Annotated in this window: 17 protein-coding genes; 8 read left to right on the top strand and 9 right to left on the bottom strand. The window is 69.4% G+C overall.

Annotation, left to right across the window (positions count from 1 at the left end):
• Nucleotides 1–208 precede the first annotated feature (208 nt).
• Complete coding sequence (locus tag AC4IJH_RS24890; protein ID WP_490854062.1) at nt 209–412, top strand: hypothetical protein; 204 nt, start codon at nt 209–211, stop codon at nt 410–412.
• Nucleotides 413–473: 61 nt separating this feature from the next.
• Here the strand turns inward: AC4IJH_RS24890 and AC4IJH_RS24895 are convergent, their stop codons facing one another.
• From AC4IJH_RS24895 to AC4IJH_RS24915, 5 genes are all read right to left on the bottom strand, one after another.
• Nucleotides 474–650 (bottom strand): hypothetical protein, encoded by a 177-nt coding sequence (locus AC4IJH_RS24895; RefSeq protein ID WP_490854063.1) that lies wholly within the window; start codon nt 648–650, stop codon nt 474–476.
• Between the two features lie 49 nt (nt 651–699).
• Nucleotides 700–1,797 (bottom strand): glutamate--cysteine ligase 2, encoded by a 1,098-nt coding sequence (locus AC4IJH_RS24900; RefSeq protein ID WP_490854064.1) that lies wholly within the window; start codon nt 1,795–1,797, stop codon nt 700–702.
• 458 nt (nt 1,798–2,255) lie between these two features.
• On the bottom strand, nt 2,256–2,636 hold the full coding sequence (locus AC4IJH_RS24905; protein WP_490854065.1) for a DUF1801 domain-containing protein: 381 nt from the start codon (nt 2,634–2,636) through the stop codon (nt 2,256–2,258).
• Between the two features lie 181 nt (nt 2,637–2,817).
• Nucleotides 2,818–3,297 (bottom strand): hypothetical protein, encoded by a 480-nt coding sequence (locus AC4IJH_RS24910; RefSeq protein WP_490854066.1) that lies wholly within the window; start codon nt 3,295–3,297, stop codon nt 2,818–2,820.
• 215 nt (nt 3,298–3,512) lie between these two features.
• Entirely contained in the window at nt 3,513–5,042 is a 1,530-nt protein-coding gene (locus AC4IJH_RS24915) for an MFS transporter (RefSeq protein WP_490854067.1), read from the bottom strand.
• Nucleotides 5,043–5,176: 134 nt separating this feature from the next.
• On the opposite strand from AC4IJH_RS24915, the gene AC4IJH_RS24920 reads away from it, so the two are divergent.
• From AC4IJH_RS24920 to AC4IJH_RS24930, 3 genes are all read left to right on the top strand, one after another.
• Complete coding sequence (locus AC4IJH_RS24920) at nt 5,177–5,758, top strand: TetR/AcrR family transcriptional regulator (protein ID WP_490854068.1); 582 nt, start codon at nt 5,177–5,179, stop codon at nt 5,756–5,758.
• Between the two features lie 248 nt (nt 5,759–6,006).
• Nucleotides 6,007–6,939 carry a hypothetical protein gene (locus AC4IJH_RS24925; RefSeq protein ID WP_490854069.1) on the top strand — a complete coding sequence of 311 codons (933 nt, stop codon included), beginning with the start codon at nt 6,007–6,009 and terminating at the stop codon, nt 6,937–6,939.
• 340 nt (nt 6,940–7,279) lie between these two features.
• Nucleotides 7,280–7,570 carry a hypothetical protein gene (locus AC4IJH_RS24930; protein ID WP_490854070.1) on the top strand — a complete coding sequence of 97 codons (291 nt, stop codon included), beginning with the start codon at nt 7,280–7,282 and terminating at the stop codon, nt 7,568–7,570.
• Nucleotides 7,571–7,691: 121 nt separating this feature from the next.
• Here the strand turns inward: AC4IJH_RS24930 and AC4IJH_RS24935 are convergent, their stop codons facing one another.
• From AC4IJH_RS24935 to AC4IJH_RS24950, 4 genes are all read right to left on the bottom strand, one after another.
• The gene (locus AC4IJH_RS24935; RefSeq protein ID WP_490854071.1) at nt 7,692–9,275 is read right to left on the bottom strand and encodes an FAD-dependent oxidoreductase; all 1,584 of its coding nucleotides are present in this window, start codon (nt 9,273–9,275) and stop codon (nt 7,692–7,694) included.
• Between the two features lie 369 nt (nt 9,276–9,644).
• Complete coding sequence (locus AC4IJH_RS24940; RefSeq protein ID WP_490854072.1) at nt 9,645–11,108, bottom strand: aminotransferase class I/II-fold pyridoxal phosphate-dependent enzyme; 1,464 nt, start codon at nt 11,106–11,108, stop codon at nt 9,645–9,647.
• Nucleotides 11,109–11,465: 357 nt separating this feature from the next.
• Nucleotides 11,466–13,025 (bottom strand): hypothetical protein, encoded by a 1,560-nt coding sequence (locus tag AC4IJH_RS24945; RefSeq protein ID WP_490854073.1) that lies wholly within the window; start codon nt 13,023–13,025, stop codon nt 11,466–11,468.
• A gap of 270 nt (nt 13,026–13,295) precedes the next feature.
• Nucleotides 13,296–13,445, bottom strand: a complete 150-nt coding sequence (locus AC4IJH_RS24950; protein ID WP_490854074.1) for a hypothetical protein — start codon at nt 13,443–13,445, stop codon at nt 13,296–13,298.
• Between the two features lie 253 nt (nt 13,446–13,698).
• On the opposite strand from AC4IJH_RS24950, the gene AC4IJH_RS24955 reads away from it, so the two are divergent.
• From AC4IJH_RS24955 to AC4IJH_RS24970, 4 genes are all read left to right on the top strand, one after another.
• Nucleotides 13,699–14,334, top strand: coding sequence for a response regulator (locus AC4IJH_RS24955; RefSeq protein WP_490854075.1), 636 nt, complete (start codon nt 13,699–13,701; stop codon nt 14,332–14,334).
• Between the two features lie 4 nt (nt 14,335–14,338).
• Nucleotides 14,339–15,433: a sensor histidine kinase gene (locus AC4IJH_RS24960; protein WP_490854076.1), complete on the top strand. Its 1,095-nt coding sequence runs from the start codon at nt 14,339–14,341 to the stop codon at nt 15,431–15,433.
• 98 nt (nt 15,434–15,531) lie between these two features.
• Nucleotides 15,532–16,284 (top strand): class I SAM-dependent methyltransferase, encoded by a 753-nt coding sequence (locus tag AC4IJH_RS24965; protein WP_490854077.1) that lies wholly within the window; start codon nt 15,532–15,534, stop codon nt 16,282–16,284.
• An 877-nt stretch (nt 16,285–17,161) separates the two neighbouring features.
• A partial coding sequence (locus AC4IJH_RS24970; RefSeq protein ID WP_490854078.1) for an alpha/beta fold hydrolase occupies nt 17,162–17,350 on the top strand: 189 nt, incomplete at its 3' end.

Here is a 17,350-nt window from a genome sequence, read left to right on the forward strand (position 1 = left end):
AGCGGGGTGCACCGCCGACACCCACGACTGGTTGAACCTCGGGCCCTCCGGTCGGTCGACGTGGGAGCGAGGGCCGTCCCCCGCATGATGGGGACTGCGCCACCTTGTCGCGCTCGCAGCCATCTCGCCGCACCCACACGGGACTCAGCCCGGGATACCGTCGGCGGCGATGCATCGAAATCGGGCCAGGTTGGCGTAATATCAGCCAGTGGCCATCGAACTCACTGACGAATTGATCAAGCTGGAGCAGGCGGCCTGGGCAGAGATCCAGACTGGCACGCTGACCGTCGAGACCGCCATGGCCGTGCAGGCCGGAATCAACGCACACGCAACGGCAACGGAGCAGCCGCGGTACGAGGTGGAGACCGCGCTGAAGCGGCATGTGCGTCACCCCGAGCCCGACGACGAATAGCTGCGCAGTCGGACGGTAATCCGGTCACCCACGTCCCGCACCAGCTCTCGCCGACCCCGACTCACCGGTGGTTGAGCGCGACCGTGAACAGCCTCCAGGTCGACGAGAGCTTGATGCGCTCCCCGATGCGCGAGCAGCGTCTTCGGGAGCTGCGGGACGGGGTGACCTCTCGGATCGAGAGCGGCTCGACTGGAGCCGCCTTCGCGATCTCCAGGGCGTTCACGCTGGTGACCTGCACGTCAGCACAACAAACAGCACGCCGCCCGACAGCTCACACCCGCAGTAGTTCACACAGCGCGACTGCTGCGCCGTACACACTCGTTCACCACTTCCCGCAGGCTGCCCGTACGTCTGAGGACTTCACGCTGGATGCGCGCGCCATTGCCGTCTCGCAGCAGCCGGGTCAGGCGGGACCGGGCCTCGTCGAAATCCCCGGTGTCCTCCAGGGCGGGCCGTACATGCTCGAAGAGGGACTCCACAGCGGACACGGCCGGGACCGGTCGCATCAGCCGGGGACTCACCAACTGATCATCCAGACCTGAGTGGCCCGCGCGCCAGGAGGCGAGGCGGAGCAGGGCCACCGGGTGCCCATCAGGCGGCTCGCCCGCCCGCCACTGCCGGGCCGCCGTCTCGACCAGCCCGCGCACCAGCATGGCCAGGAGCACCGTCATGGACGGCTCCAGGCAGACGTCGGCGACCCGCACCTCGACGGTCGGATGGGCGGCCGAGAGCCGGGCGTCGAAGTAGATCATGCCCTCGTCCCGCAGTACGCCCGTCGCCACCATGGCGCGGGCCTGCTCGTGGTACGCGGAGGCATCATCGAAGAGTTCCACGGGCCCCGCCGAGGGCCAACGCCCCCACACCCGGCTCCGGTAACTGCTGTAGCCGGAGTCCTTGCCCTGCCAGAAAGGGGAGTTGGCGCTCAGGGCGAGCAGTACCGACAGCCAGGGGCGGATCCGGTTGAGCACCGCCACGCCCTCCTCGTCGGACTCCACGAAGACATGTACGTGGCATCCGCAGGTGAGCTGTTCCTGCGTGGTCAGGCCGAACTGCTTCTCAAGCCACTGGTGACGGGTACCGCTGCCGACGGTGGGGCTCACCGGAAGCGGCGACGTGGCGAGCGCGGCGACCGCGCCGCCGAGCGATTCCGCGTGCCGGGCGGCGGCCGCGCGCCATTGGACGATCTCCTGGGCGAGGGCCGACATCGCCTTGTGCGGACTGGTGGCGAACTCCACCTGCTGGCGGTGGAGTTCCGCCTCGAAAGCGCCGTCATCGCCGTCCCCGTCACGCGAGGCTCTCGCCAACACCGCGCTCGACAGCGCCCGCGGCTCACCGCTCGCACTGTCGACGAGCAGCAGTTCCTCTTCCACCCCTACACTGCGCATCCGGACCGCCCAACGAGGTATCGGGCGCACATGCTGGCCCGCGTGCCGACGTGTGGATCCGTTCTAGCAGGCAAGCGGGCAGTCGGGGAGAACCCGGCCGAAGGTGATCGGTGGGATGGAGAGTTTCGGGGGCGGTCGGGCAGCCGTGCGCTTACGCCCCTCCCCCACGAAGGTCCCTGTGATTACCCACGGGACACAACGCATCATGCCCGGGGCACCCACGCCCACCGACCAGCGAGGTCCGCTGGGCTGCTTGGGATAGCGGAAGGTGCCACTGAGCCGCTCAGCCTCACCCGATACGCGATTCGGAGAGGCGCGACCGGGCCGCCGCGCATCCTCCGTCAGCGGCCGGGGCGCGCTGGACGGCCTCCTGGCATCCCCGTCGCGGAGGGGCGGTCGCGACCTCTCAGTGGGCCACAGCCGCGATCCGTAGAGGAGCCGTCATCGCGATCAAGGTGTCACGCTGTGATCCATCGCTTGACCAGCGCGATGAAGGCCGCCTCGTGTGCCTGGATGTCGGCGAGGTCTTTGAACGTGACCACTGCCCGGTCGTTGGAACGCCACTTCATCAGGCCCGTGTCGTCTTCAAAGGCGAAGGTCGTGGCATCGTCCTTCACCTTGGCGCCCCGGTGGAGGATGAGCTGGATGTCCTTGGACTTCAGCTGAAAAGTCACCCGGTCGACGCCGTCATAGCAAAAGCTCGGTGCGTTCCATTTCACCTGCTCGGTGATCTGCGGATCTGCCCGCAGGATCGCGGCGCGCAGATACTCGACTGCGTCCTTCTGCGGATGGTCGACCGTCTCCATCAGCCGGTCGACCTTGTCGCTCTGGCTCGACATAGTGTGCCCGTACCTCTTCTTCATGGTCGGCAACGGAATGCCCCCCACGCATCAACATCGTGACACGCCGATATGGGTCGCGCCCGCGACAGCAGCCTCAGCACCTTGCCGGGCTGAGGCCAGGGACGAAGGGCGCCTGCTGCAGCGAGTGGATCCGGCAGTGCCCGGGGCGTGGTGCTGGTCAATCCCAGGAATTGAAGAGCGTTGCGCCGAGAGTTGTCGGGTGCCAGTGCTTGATCTGGCCCCGGTCCGCTGCGGACAGGGCGGAGGTGTCCGACTCCGGTAGCGGTGACAGGAGCTGTGCTGCGCTCAAGACGGAAAAGCCGAAATCGGCGAGAGGCGCGGCCCAGGCCGGGGGGTCGAGGAATTCGTCGGTGTACATGTAGCAGCGGTCGGCGACGAAGGCGATCAGCGGGTAGTGGGCGTGGAACAGCGCGATGTGCGTGCTGCCCCGATGGTTGATCGTGGCGCTGTGGAAGTTCTCCGGGTACTGCTGTTCCGTGAAGTCCTCGACCTTTCCGCCCGCGGTCCTGGCCGTGGCGTACCAGGCACTGCGGCATGCCTTGGGGTCGGTACACGGCAGCGGCGGGTCATTCCGGTCACGGAATCCCGTCATGCCGCTTGCCAAGCGGAAGGTGACGTCCGAACCGTTCACCTTCATTCCTCTTCATTCCTCCGAGCAGGCCGCCTGAGCTTCAACGGTACGAACTTACCGATCATCAAGCAGCGGTGCCAACGAGCAGCCTGCGAGGGCGCAGGGCGGCGGTCACGGCGCGACGCAGGTGTGTTGCTCGGCAGGCCGAGGGGCGGTTCGTGGGGCGGCGATCTGCCTATCGGCCGGTGCGGAACCCGCCGCCGAGATCCACGGCGACGGGCTCAGCGAGGTTCTCGGCCCTGTCCTGGCCGGCCGGCGGGCGGTCGCGGCGTCCGCGTAGTGGGCGAGCGGGGCATCCATACGGCTGCGAGCACTGTGCCGATCAGGACCAGCGCGCCGCTGACGGCGAAGGCGAGGGCGTAGCCCTGGGCTCCGTGTGCCTCGGCCAGCGTGGAGAGGACTGCCACGCCCAGTGCGGTGGCCACTTGGCGGGTGGTGTTGAGCAGGCCTGCTGCCAGACCGGTGAGGGAGGGGGCGATGCCGCTGGTGGCGCAGACCGTGATCGGGGTGAAGGCGAGACCGGCTCCGAGGCCGATGAGCAGCGAGGGTACGACGATGTCCGGCCAGAAGGAGCTGTGTGTCCCGATGCCGGACAACAGCAGGAAGCCGGCTGCGGTGACGGACAGGCCGAGGGCGGCGGTGCGGCGTGCGCCCCAGCGCGAGGTCAGGCGGCCGGCCAGCTGTGCGCCGACCATGACGGTGACCGCGCAGGGCAGGAAGCCGAATCCGGCGCGGCTCGCGCTGTAGTGCAGCACCTGCTGGAGATAGAGCGCGAGCAGTACGGGGCTGGCGAGATAGGCGACGCCCAGGCAGAAGACCACGACGTTGGCGCTGCTGACGGACCGGTAGGTGAAGATCCGCAGGGGTACGAGTGGTTCGGCCGCCCAGCGCGCCTGGTGGAGGAGGAACAGCGCGATCAGGACGCCGGCCGCCACCAGTGCGGCCTGCGCGCCGGTGCGGGTGGCGGGGGCGCGGACGGTGACGACTCCGTAGACGAGCGCGGTAAGGCCCAAGGTCACCAGCAGAGCCCCGGCGACGTCGAGGCGGCGCCGGGGCCCGCGGAGGGCACCACGGCGGGGCAGTACGAGAAGTCCGAGGGCAGCCAGGGCGAAGCCGACGGGCACCTGGATCCAGAAGACCGACCGCCAGCCCAGCGCGTCGGTCAGGAAGCCGCCGGCGACGGTCCCGGCCCCCGCGCCGAGAGCGCCGACCATGCTCCATACCCCCAGGGCCCGGGTGCGCCGCGCGGGATCTGCGTAGGCCTGGTGGATGACGGTGAGGGTCGCGGGCATGAGCAGGGCTCCTCCCACGCCCTGGACGGCGCGGGCCGCGATCAGCTGTGCCGGGGCCGCCGCCACGGCGGAGCCCAGGTTGCCGAGGGAGAAGACGGCAAGGCCGGTCACCAGGACCGCACGGGCGCCGTACAGGTCTGCGAGGCGTCCGCCCAGCAGCAGGAACCCCGCGACGGCCAGTGTGTAGGCGTTGACGACCCAGCCCAGTCCCGCGCCGCCCATCCCCAGCCCGGTGCCGATCCTGGACAGGGCTACGGAGACGATCGTGGCGTCGAGCACTACGAGGAAGAACGCTCCGCAGGCCAGTAACAGGCACAGTGCGGGACGCGTCCGGCGGTCTGCGGGCGACTGCGTGGACTGCGGCGGGCGGGCAGGACTGCCGGAGGCCGCGCCGGAGCGGAGACGATCCTCGGTCTGGCCCTGCGGTTTCCCGCGCAGGCTCGGCTTGTTGGCGAACATGGCGCTCCCCTCCTGCCGCACCGTGCACTCCGGCGCGGCGAACTCAACACACACAACTAAGCGAAGGCTAACCTAATAGAGACCAGTGGTCACGATGGCATGGAAGGGACCCCCGGATCGGTAAAGTCCTGGTCATGACTGGTCCCGGCAGAAGACCCGGCCCGCCCGCACGGCTGAGCAGGGAAGCGATCGTGGAGGCCGCCCTCGCCTCGGGCGATCTGGAGTCGCTCTCCATGCGCGAGCTCGCCGCGCGCCTCGGCGTCTCACATTCGGCCCTCTACCGGTGGGTCGAGGGCCGCGATGGCGTGATCGACCTGGTCAGCGAAGCGGTGATCGACAAGATCGTTCCCGCGGACGCCCCCAACCGGGAGAACTGGCGCAGTTGGCTGGCCCGACTCGCCTGGGCCGCCCACGACGAGTTCCTGGCGGTGCCCGGCTACGCGACCCGTATCTCCCGGCCCCACCGGCACTCACGCGCCTTCACGACGATGCAGGACGCGGTCGTCTCCGCCTTCGCCGCGGCGGGCGCTTCACCGCAGATGGCGCTGCACAGCTGGTACGTCTTCGGCACCTCGCTGGTCACCTGGCTCGGCGCACAGGAACAGCGCCTCCTCGGCGAGGCCCCCGTCCGCTTCGACCTCTTCCTGGACAGCCTCCTCCGCGGCCTCCCCACCACCGAGTCCCCCACCTACGGTCACCGCCCGGACGAGCCGTAGCCGCGCCCCATGCCATCGGGCAGCAAGCCGACGTGTGCGTTCTCGCCTCGTCCCAGGCGGCGAACTCGGGGGCGGCCAAGTCGCGTAGCGGCTGCGGGCCCAGGCGACGGCCATGCGGCGCCGATACGGAACGGAGGACGCCCCGACTTCCCCGCCACACGCCGCGCCTGATGTTTGCACGGCAGAACGCACGGGCGCCCCTCGAAACTGCTGTGCGGTCGACCGCGTAGACCATCTATGGTCTCGGCATGCAGCGCACGGACATCACTGGGGACGACGGCACCTGGACGGGACTGTCCCTGGAGATACGGACACGCCCCCAGCCAGGCCTGTGCCTGTTCAGCGCCGAGCAGCGGCTGCTTGTGGACCAGCAGTCGCGGCCCGTACTCCTTGCCGCTGTCGACGAGGACCTCCACGGCGTGGAGCTCTGGCGCACCGACACCTACCGCTCTCCCGTCCCGCCGTTGCGCGCCGAGACAGGACGCGCTTTGGCCGGCAGCCCGGATCGCTGGGCGTACCGCTTCGCACAGCACCTGGCCGACGCTCCAGGCAGCCCTCTGCACGACGGCCGCTGGATGCTCGCGCGCGAGAGCCCGCTCCTGCGCTGGAACCACGACGGCAGACCGTACGCCGAGTTGTGGAGCTCGATGCTCATCGAGGGCCATCCGGACGGATACATCGACTGGTTCGTCCATTCCGGCTCGTGGGAAGTCCTCCCGCTGCGCCCGATGCCCGATGCGGACGACGCGCGGGTCAAGGCATTCCGCAAGCAGGCTCGTGACGGAACGCTCCCGCCCGTCCTGCTGTGGTGGGTCAGCGGCCTGGACTGCCACCTGATTCTGGACGGTCACGCGCGGCTCGCCGCAGCGATCGCCGAGTCCATCGAGCCCCCGCTGCTGTATTTGCACCGCACGGCACCGGGCGATGAGGTGGTCACAGGTACCGATCGAGCGGTACGCGCCTACGAGACCGAGCTGGCCCGCTTCGCCGAACTCCGCACCGTCCACGGCGCTGCCGTCCCAGACGGCGCCGCCATCGCAGGACCGCCCCTCGCCCGCCGCCTCCACGAACTGCACACGGCACACCGGCCCACCTGGGCCTGGCCACTGCCCGGCGGGAAAGCCCGGTGGCGGCGCATCGCAGATGAGGTGACTGCCGACCCGAAGTGGCCCTGCGTCTGAAGCTGGTGCGCTGAGATACCTCCACGCCGTGCTGACGGCGCGTGGCAGCGCTAGCTGTGGGACGCAGTTCCCGGAACCCCGGGCCACTGGGTTGGAGAGACGTGCCTGTGGGAGGGGTGGAAGCGGAGGAGGTGATTCGTGCGGGTTGCGTTTAGGGTCCCGAATCATGATCTCGATACGACGAGTTGTCACGGCCTGTGCCGTGACCGGCGCCGCGTTGGCAACTACGGTCCTGCCCGCATCCGCTGAGCCTCAGAAGGCGCCCGAGGTGAAGGTGCTGTCTGCTACCGCGGAGCCGAATACTTTCCACGTCGCCTACCGCTGCGCCTCCGGTTCCGGCGTGCGCGCCATCGCTCTGCACAGCGCCCTCTACACCGAGGGGCACAACCACTACGTGGACACCACCATCGACAAGTGGGACACCCCCATCGGCGACCCCGACAGCACGGAGCCTGTCGTCCCGGTGTGCGACGGCACCTGGAAGGTCGCCAACGAGGAGATCACCGGGTTCCTGCCTGAAACCACGCCCTTCCATGCCGGGGACCGGGCCACCGTCAGGTGGAAGGTCTACGGAGCCGGGCCGAACGAGATCCTGACCGAGGGCGAGCAGAGCGGCGTCGCCTTCGAGTAGCCGTTGCCTCGGCTGTCCCCTCCAGGGGGCAGCCGACCACGCTCGTGCCGCGCGTCTGATGCCGCCCCGCCGTCGGGGCGTGTTGCTGTGGTGAGCTTCGGGGGCGGACGAGGGCGGGGCGTCAGTGCGGGTCGTCGTCTCCGGGTGGGTTCTTCTCGTCGTTGGGGGGCTGGTGAGGCGTGAGTGGGTGTACGGCGGGGCCTTGGAGGACGGTGCCGTTGGTGGGGGCGAAGCGGGAGCCGTGGCAGGGGCATTCCCAGGTTTGCTCGGCGTCGTTGAAGTGGACCAGGCAGCCCAGGTGGGTGCAGCGGGCGGAGAGGCTGTGGAGGGTGCCGTGGGTGTCGCGGTGAACCGCGCGTGTGGTGCCGTCGAGGCGGACCAGCGCGCCGCCGCCCTTGGGGATGTCAGCGACCTGGCTGCAGTGGGTCCAGGGAAGGCGGTCTGCGATGAAGTGCCGTGCCACGTCGGCCTGTTGGCCGAGCAGGGCCGGTCCCTCGCGCAGGAGGTTGAGGCGCCGGGGGTCGTACAGGTCCGCCCACGGCAGGTCGTCGAGATCCGCCTGTGATACGTGGGCGGCCAGGAGCCGGCCGGCCAGCACTCCCCCGGTCATGCCCCACCCTCCGAAGCCGGTGGCGACGTAGAGGTGGCGTGAAGTGGAGTGCACCGGGCCCACGAAGGGCACCTGGTCGGTGGTCCACAGGTCCTGGGCGGCCCAGCGGTAGGCGGGTTCGGCGTCGGGGAAGTGCTGCCGCATCCAGGTGGTGAGGCGTTCGTAGCGCCGCTGTACGCCGCGTGCTCCAGGGGTGAACTTCTCGCCGGTGACGATCAGCAGGCGCCGCCCCTCGCCGTACGGTGCGGTCCGTACCGAACGTGTGTGGTTCTCGGAGGTGAGGTAGATGCCCTGGGGGTCGCGCTCTGCGGGGATGGAGGCGGCGACCACCAGTTCCCGGCGTGGGATCAGGCGGGGGAAGAGGAGCGTCCGGTCGAAGACGGGGTAGTGCGTGGCCACGACGACCTCGCGCGCCTGGATGCTCTTGCCGTGGGCGGTCGTGATCCGGCACGGGTCACCCTCGCGCAGATCCACCACCCGTGACCGCTCGAAGATGCGGCCGCCACGGGCGACCAGGTCGGCGGCCAGCCCGCGGAGGAATATGCGCGGGTGGAACTGGGCCTGCCCCTCCACCCTGACCGCGCCCGCCACCGGGAACGGCAGTCCCGTCGCGGTCACGAACGACGCGTCAAGACCTGCCTGTTCGGCGGCCTCGGCTTCTTCCCGTACGGCATCCAGCGCGTCTTCTTCGTACGCGTAGGAGTAGGCGGGAACCTGCTCCAGCTCGCAGTCGATACCCAACTCCGCGCTGATGCGGCCGACTTGGGCGACCGCGTCCTGCTGCGAGGCCGCGTACAGCTCGGCCGCCCGCTCGTCGTGGGCGGAGCGCAGCCGACGGTAGATCAGGCCGTGCAGGGCGGAGACCTTGGCCGTGGTGTGTCCGCTCACCCCGCCGGCCAGTCGGCCGGCCTCCACCAGGATCACGTCCTGGCCCGCGCGGGCCAGTTCCCAGGCCGTGCACAGGCCCGCGATGCCGCCGCCGATCACGACGGCATCGGCCCGCGTATCGGCCTCCAGGGCCGGGTGGCCGTGGTCGGCGCTGTCGGGCGTGGCCTCCATCCAGTGGGACGCCAGTCGTGCGGGGATACGCTCCATCACCGGCTCCTCTCCGCTCCCGGGTGCCCCTTGTCTCCTCTTCGACGCCCCAGCGCGGCGGCGTCGCGGCGTGGCCGGAACCAGGCCGCGGTGGCCGGGCATCGGTGCGTCGGCCAGGGGCGTGGTGCATGAGGTGGATACGCATGCTCGCCCCCTGGGTCTCATAGCGCCGGGGCAACGCGATGAGGAGGCCGTTCTCGACCGTCTTTGGCGCGTGGGCGGGCGACTCGCGCGTGCCGGACTCGCGTGCGCCGGGGTCCTCTGGAGGCGCGTACGGCAATACGGCAGCGCGCGGCCCGGTCTGCCAGCCGGTACGCAGCGCAGCGGCAGCACTCCGCGTACCGAGTAGCGGCGCGGGCCCGCTCCACGTCAGCCGTCGGCCACTACCCGCACGGTGCGCATCGAGGGATCGGCCGCGTCGGGGACGTACATCCCGGCGGCCACCCCGCTGCGCAGATACTCCGCCGCCTCGCGGCTGATGCGCTCGCCGGGGCAGATGGCCGGGATGCCCGGTGGGTAGGGGCTGGCCATTTCGGCGGCCACCCGGCCCGTCGCGTCCTCGATGGGGATGTCCTCGGTCGGTCCGAAGAAGGCGTCCCGTGGCAGCAGTACGCTCTCCAGGCGCAGGCCGGCCGGGGACGGCAGGAGGATGTCGGCGGGTGGCGGCAGGTCGTGGCGGTGTTTGACGAGTTCGGTCAGGGCCTCGAGGAGGTCCAGGCCGCTCTCCTCGGAGTCCGCGTGGGTGATCTGGGCGAGGATCCGGCGGTGGTCGGCGAGCCCGACGGTGATCTGCCGGTGTTCGCGCAGCCAGTCGGCGACGGCGTAACCGCTGGTGCCCAGCCCTGCGACATCGATGACGATCATCAGTGGGTCGTGGGCGAAGGCCCTTCCTGAACCCAGGAGTTCATCCGAGAGCGGTGTGAGCCCGGACAGCGCCGCGATCTCGGCGCGCAGCCGGCGGGCCAGTTCGAGGGTGCGGCTCAGCAGTTCGTGTCCCTGCTCGACCATCTGGCGGCGCCAGCCGTCCAGAGCCGCGTAGATGAGCGAGGAAGGGCTGGTGGTGCCCAGCAGGTCCTCGCGCTGTGCCAGGACGTGGGGGTCGACGAGGCCACCCTGCAGATGGAACACCGATCCCTGCTCCAGCCCGGACCCCATCTTGTGCACGCTGGTCACGCAGACGTCCGCGCCCGCGTCCATCGCCCAGCCCGGCAGGTCCTGGTGGAAGGGCAGGTGCGCGCCCCATGCCTCGTCGACGATCAGTGGCCTGCCGCGGGCGTGGCACACCTCGGCGATGCCGCCGATGTCGGCGCACGTCCCGTAGGCGGTGGGCGAGATCAGCAGCATTCCCTTGGCCGCGGGTTCGCGCTCGAAGGCCTCCGCGACCGCCTCGGGCCCCGGCGGGTGGGAAAGGTGGTGGCCCGTGTCCCAGCGCGGCTCGATCCATACCGGCTCGATGCCCGCGAGGATCAGCCCGGCCACGACCGATTTGTGTGCGTCCCGGGCCACCAGCAGCTTCTCGTGCGGGCCCGCGACCGCCAGCATCGCCGACTTGACCGACAGTGAACTGCCGCAGGTGGAGAAGAAGGTGTGCTCGGCACCCACCGCGTCCGCCATCAGGGCCTGCGCGTGTGCCAGCACCCGGCCCGACATCCGCCGGTCGTCCAGCCCGCTCATCACCAGGACATCGGAGGCGAACACGTCCCGCCCCAGCACCTGGGCGACGCGGGCATCGGCCCCCGCGCCCTGCTTGTGGCCGGGAGGGGTGAAGGTGCGTACCGACCGCCGGTGAAAGTCGACGAGGGCTTCGAGGACGGGGGCTCGGGCGTGGTCCATCGGGTGGCTCACCTCGGCTGTGGCGGGAGTCGGACGGCCGGGCGGGTAACCCGCAGACCGGCCGCGAAACCCGTCGTCGGACCAGAGGTCATCGCCCGGCCCGCAGGTGTGCGGCAGGTGTTCAGCGGTTCCTGTTTGCAGCAGGTGTTCAGCGGTTCCTGGTGCCGGGCGTTCCGCGGGTGTGGCGCCGCTTCCCTTCCTGCCGCTGAAGGGGCCTGCTGCGGCTGCGGGCGCGGAGAGTGGATTGGCTCTGGGTGTCGGCGAGTTGGGGAATGCGTACCGTACTGGGCAGGCATCCGAAGGCCCGCAAGGGGCAGATGACGCTTTCATCTGCCCCTTGCGGTGTGCGGGAGAAGCTCACCAATTCTCTTCCCACACATAGGTATTGCAGTAGAACGAGCCCTGTTCGATCTGCTGCTTGACCACGGCGCGCTTCTTCGACTCCAGCGTCTTTCCCTGGTCGGTCTTCACGCGGTAGAAGACGTCGAAGGTGCGGCTTGCGCCGATTCCCTTGGCGATCGTCCAGTCCGGGGACTTTCCGGCCGAGGCCGGATAGGTGTACTCGTCACCGCCGCGTTCCTTGACCACGACCTGGGTCTTGCCGGGGACCTTCACGGACGTGTCCCACTTGATGTCCATGGAGGTCCACCACACGCTGCATTCCAGGGAGGGCTTGGGTACGGCCAGGATCGGCAGGGCGCCCGGGGCGAGGGAGGGCGGGGGCGGCGGCGCGGCCGTTGCGCGCTGGAAGATGCCGATGAAGGTCTCCACGATTTGGTCGGTGAGGAGCGCTACATCGACCAACTCGCCGACAACCGGCACCGCTTGGGCCGCGACCAGCGCCGCGACGGCAATGGCATTGACCGCGATGGCCTCGGGGTCGTGGTGCTGGATTCCGTCGGCGATGCCGACGGCGTTGCCGATGCCCGGCACGATGGCGGTGGTGGCGGCGACCTTGTCCAACGTGGTGGCGTTCTTGGCGGAGAAGGTGGTGGCCATGCCGTACGCCCAGGCGCCGACCCCGAAGGCGCTGGCCGCGACCCTGGTCCCGCTCACTTCGCTGACCTTGGCGTGGGTGCGCTCCGCGACGGTGTGGCTCTCCGATTTCGACAGTCCCTGCGGCTTGCGCTCGGGGAGGCTGTTGACGTGTTCGGAGTCCTGCGCGACCTTCTTGGCTGTTTCCTTGGCTTTCGTGCGGACCTTTTCCCAGTCCAGGTTCGCGCAGCGGTTCACCGAGCGTTTGGCGCGAGTGGTGGAGGCCGAACAGTTGAGCGCCGCGGCCATGAGGGCGTAGGCCTCGTCGACGCCCTTGCTCCCCTTCTTGAACGTGTACGCGGTCTTGGCCGCGCCGCGTTCCGCCAGTTTCCAGGGAACGATGAGCTCGTTTCGCCCGGTGCCGTCGTCCAGCTTGAGGACGATGTTGCGCTCCGCGAGGGAGTCCATCAACGGGTCATTGGTACCGACACCGAACTCGTCCTTGATGCGCTGCAGTCGTCGCGTCTCGAACTTCTCGGCGGTTTCACTGTCGCCCTTGGTCATGTTCACCGTGGCGAGAGTGATGTCTTCCGGCAGTGTCACCTCCACCACCGCGCCGGCGGACATTCCGTCCTCACCGATGGTGTACTCGGCGGCGTGGTTGGGGGTTTCGGCCAGATAGAAGGCCTTCCAGTTCGCATCGTCGTTCCCGGCGGAACCGCCCGGGCGCTTGATGCCGGAGAGGACCTTGTCCAGGTCACCGGGCTTGACACCGTGGAAGGCGCTCAGTCCCGTCTGTTTCACCTGGGTGATGTCTCCCCCGGTGGGGGTCGGGGCCGCCAGGGCCAGCTGCGCGGAAGATGCCGCGATCACTCCGGATATCGCGGCCACGGCACCGGCCCGTCCGGGCCAGGCAGAACCGTGCCTTGTCAGGACTCTCATTGCTGTCTGCTCCTTGGGTCACGTACGAGGGCTCGCATGCCCGGGCGGCTCACCCGAACCCGAAGCTGAAAGAGGTGAGTTGGATCGTGATGCTGAAGAGGGAGAAGAACACGTCGTCACTCCTGTTCGGGGCTGGGAGCGCCGGGCTTCAGCCCCAGATGCTCCACTGGAACGCGCTGCTGAACAGCGTCACCGCGATGTTGAAGAGGTTGAAGGTCATGGTGGGAGGCACCTCCCTTCTTCATGAGTGGGGGGCTCTTCCGGACGTCGCTAGAGCGCGATGAACAGCGTCAGGAGTCCGGGAATCCAGAAGACGGGGAACTTCAGCACGGAGGCCTCGCACTCCTTCTCGTCGGCGGGAGAACTGCCGTCCCGATCGTCTCCGATGCCCGAGAACGAGCCATCCGTGCAAGGCCGCACATTTCCTGCGGCTTTTCCACAGCGAGTACAGGGTGCCGGAAGGGAAGCCCGCGACGTAATACCCCGGTCACTTTCCGTATCTTGTCGCGCCGCGCGGTCGGCAAGTTGACAAGCGGTGCAGCGAATCAGAAGGTAAGTGGAAATTCTGCCCATGCGTGCTGGGTCCCCGGGAAAGAAAGACCCTCGCAATGGGCCGCACGCAGGGGTATTTCCGTGCGACTCCGGGAGGTCAAGGGCGGCGATGGGTGATCCCGTGCGAGTGGTTCTGGTGGACGACCATCTGACGGTGCGGGCCGGAACCCGGGCGCTGCTGGAACCGGAGGGCTTCGCCGTGGTGGGTGAGACCGACTGCGAACGCGAGGCGGCCGTGATCGTGGCGCAGCAGCGGCCCGATCTGCTGATGCTGGACATGGTGCTGGACACCGGGCCGGTCGTGGCGGCCATCGCCGGGCTGCTCAAGGCCGCGCCGGGCATGGGGATTTTGATGCACAGCGTGCACGAGGACCCGGCGCTGGTCCGTGGGGCACTGGCCGCGGGCGCCGCGGGCTATCTGCTGAAGAACACCTCGGTTCCCGAGTTGGTCCTGGCCGCGAGGACCGTGGCCGCCGGCGGACGGTATGTGCAGCCCCGGCTCGGAGCCGGGCTGGCAGGTGTGCCGGAGTACCCGAGGGAGCTGACGCCACGGGAACGGCAGGTCCTGGACCTCCTGGCCGATGGACACACCAACCGGGAGGTCGCGGCACACCTCGCGATCAGCGTCCGGACGGTCGAAAGTGTCCGGGCCGCCCTGCGCAACCGGCTGGGGCTCGTCACCAGGGCCGACCTCGTCTCCTACGCCCGGCGCAACGGGCCGGTCCGTCCGGAGGGGAACGGTCCGGCCCGTGCGTAGGAGGATGCGCAGGCGAATTGGCGAGCGGCCCGGCACGTGGCCGATGGCGCACCGCCGGTCCTACCCCGTGGGGCTGGTGCGCGACCTGTGCCTGGCGCTGAGCCTGGTCGGTGCGGTGGCGTACGCGGCCGACCTCCTCGTACCGGATCCGCTGCCGATCGGGCCGGTGGCGGCCCTGGTCGTGGCCACGGCCACCGCTGCCCTGACGGTGCTGGCCGCCAGAACGCCGCGGGTCCGGTGGCTGCTGGTGCTGGTGGCGAGCGGGTCCACGGCCCTCGGAGTGGCCGAGCTGCTGGAAATCCGTACGGTGGACTACGTGGCCCTCGGGCTGCTGCTGGCGGCGGCCGTGTCCGCCGTACCAGCCTGGCCCGAGGCCAGGGCGCTGCTGGGCCAGAGCAGGAACCGGGCGCTCATCGCCCGGCAGGAGCACTACGCGGCGCTGATCGCGGGCGAGCTGCACGACGAGGTGCTCCAGCTCCTCGCGCTCACGCGGCGCCAGCTCGACGCGGCCAGCAGCACGGACGCGGACCCGGACGCGCTGCGCGAGGTGGCGCAGAACGCCGTCCAACGCCTCGACGATCAGGCCTCGGTACTGCGCAGCATCATCGCCACGCTGCATCCGGTGGCGCTGCGGCAGCTGGGCCTGACCGAGGCGGTCCGCTCGCTGGCTGGGCAGGTGGCCGCCGAGAACGGACTGCTCGTGGAGGTCGTCGTCGAGGGCGAGGAGGGTCAGGGGACGTACGGCCGCGCAGCGGACCACGGCGCAAGCCTGGCCGCCTACCGCATAGTTCAGGAAGCCCTCACCAATGTCGTCAAGCACGCGGACGCTCAGCAGGTGGATGTCCGCCTGGCATACCGCTTCGACCGCGTCAGTCTTACGGTCGCCGACGACGGGTGCGGAATGCGGCAGAACCCCGGCCCAGCGGGATCGGGCTACGGAATGCAGGCCATGCGCTGGCGAAGCGAGGCGTACGGCGGGTCGTTCTCCGCAACAACCGTTGAAGCCGGCGGGACCGTCGTGCGAGCCACGCTGCCGCTGGTCCAGCACCGGCGAGCAGCCGAGCAGTCCCATGGTCGACCTGCCATAGACAAAAGTTGACATTCGTCTTGAAAAATCCTGGATAGCGTCTTCGTATGACGCGCATCCTGCACGCGACGGCGCCCCTGCCCCCTCCGCGGAACATACGGTGGGACGCCATGCAGTACGACACCCACCTGGATTACGTCTCCCGGCTGGGCCGGGATCTCGTCGCGCTGCTCGACCCTCGTCCCGGTGAGCGCGTCCTCGACCTGGGCTGCGGAACCGGCGACCTGACCTGGGCCATCGCCGGTCGCGGCACGGCCCACGAACCGATCCGGGCGATGGGCATCGACGCCGACGCCGACATGGTCGAACTGGCCCGCACCAAATACCCGGAGCTGACCTTCACCGTGGCCGACGGCCACGCTTTCTCCGTCCCCGAACCGGTGGACGCGGTCTTCTCCAACGCGGCACTGCACTGGATGACCCGCCCTGCCGCCGTCCTGGGATGCGTCCGTAAAGCGCTGAAGCCGGGTGGCCGATTCGTCGCAGAATTCGGCGCAGCGGGAAATCTCGACACCGAGCTGCGGGCCATAGGCAGAGCCTGCTCCGAATTGGGCCTCGACGCACCACGGCCACCGTGGTATTTCCCTTCCACCGCCGCGTACTCCGCACTGCTGGAAACAGCCGGATTCCAGATCCGCAGCATCTCCCGCTTTCCCCGGCCCACTCCGGTGTCCCCGGAGGATTCACGCCAGGAATGGTGGAAAACGGTGGCAGCCTCGGTACTCCCGCACGTCCCGGCCCACCACCGCGACACCGTCGCCACCCGGGCACACCAGCTCACCCGGCCCCAGCTCACCGGCCCCGACGGGATCTGGCGCGCCGGCTTCGTCCGGCTTCGTTTCAGCGCAGCGCTCCCCTCGTGACGTATTGCGGGCACGTGAGGTACGGCTGAGTGAAGTCCACTGCTGACCCTCGAACGGAACGCGGCCTCGCGGAAGCTGTTACGGGCTGGCAGCGAGCTGCCGGGCACGTGCACTTGGCACGCTCTGGCTGGGCGAGGACCGCCGTGGCCGTCACTTGGCATCGGTGCAGGGCGTCGACCCGTGCGTGCAGGGTGCCGGATGTGCGCGAGCATCCGCGGCGGGGTCTCCCAGGGGCTCCAGAGGGGAGTTGAGCGGCGGCCTGGCGGTTGGATGCCGCGTGCCGCCGGGGCCTCACTCATGAGGTGAGGTGGGGTGTCTGTCGTGAACTCTGCGGGCGGGTACGGGAATCAACGCGAGTTGAAGCCTTGTTGCTGAGAGGCGTTGATCTGTAAGCGAGTTGAGGAGACGTGGGTGGGCATGCGCGCTCTGATCATTGATCCCGATGCCCCGGCACTGTGCGCCCGCCCCGTGTTCCCGAGCCCCATCCCGCGCCGGACCAACTCGTGCTGGATGTACGGCACATCACCCGACGGCACATCACCCTCTACCGCGGTGAAGTGGTGCTGAGTATCGAACGATGAGCCGAAGAGGGGCTACGGGGGTGTTCTTGAGAGGTGGCGGCGCGGTACTCGACTTGCCCGCCGCGCTCGCGGCATCGCCGTCACCGCCCTGGGCCTGCGGACCTCCACCGAGATCGGCACACCGGTGGCCGTAGCGATCCCTCCGGCGCCTTCCTCCTGCACCTGAACCAGGTGCAGGCCCAGCGCCGCGCCCTCGCGGCCCCGGGCCAGTCAGGCACCGGCCCGCGGAAACCGCGTATCCGTCCCTGCGAAAGCCCGGCAGGGCACCACTCGTACGAAAGAAAGAAGGACGCACCGTGACGACCGCAGGCAGCAGAACCCGCAAGGACCTCGTCGTCCAGCGAGCGGACCACACCACGATCCGGTACACGGCCAGCGGCCCGGCCGACGGCCCGGCCCTGGTCCTCATCCACGGCTGGGCGTGCGGCCGCGGCGACTTCGACGCGCTCACCGGCCATCTGCCCGGCGGCTACCGGGTCCTCGCG

The organism is Streptomyces sp. UF-297 (assembly GCF_058245575.1).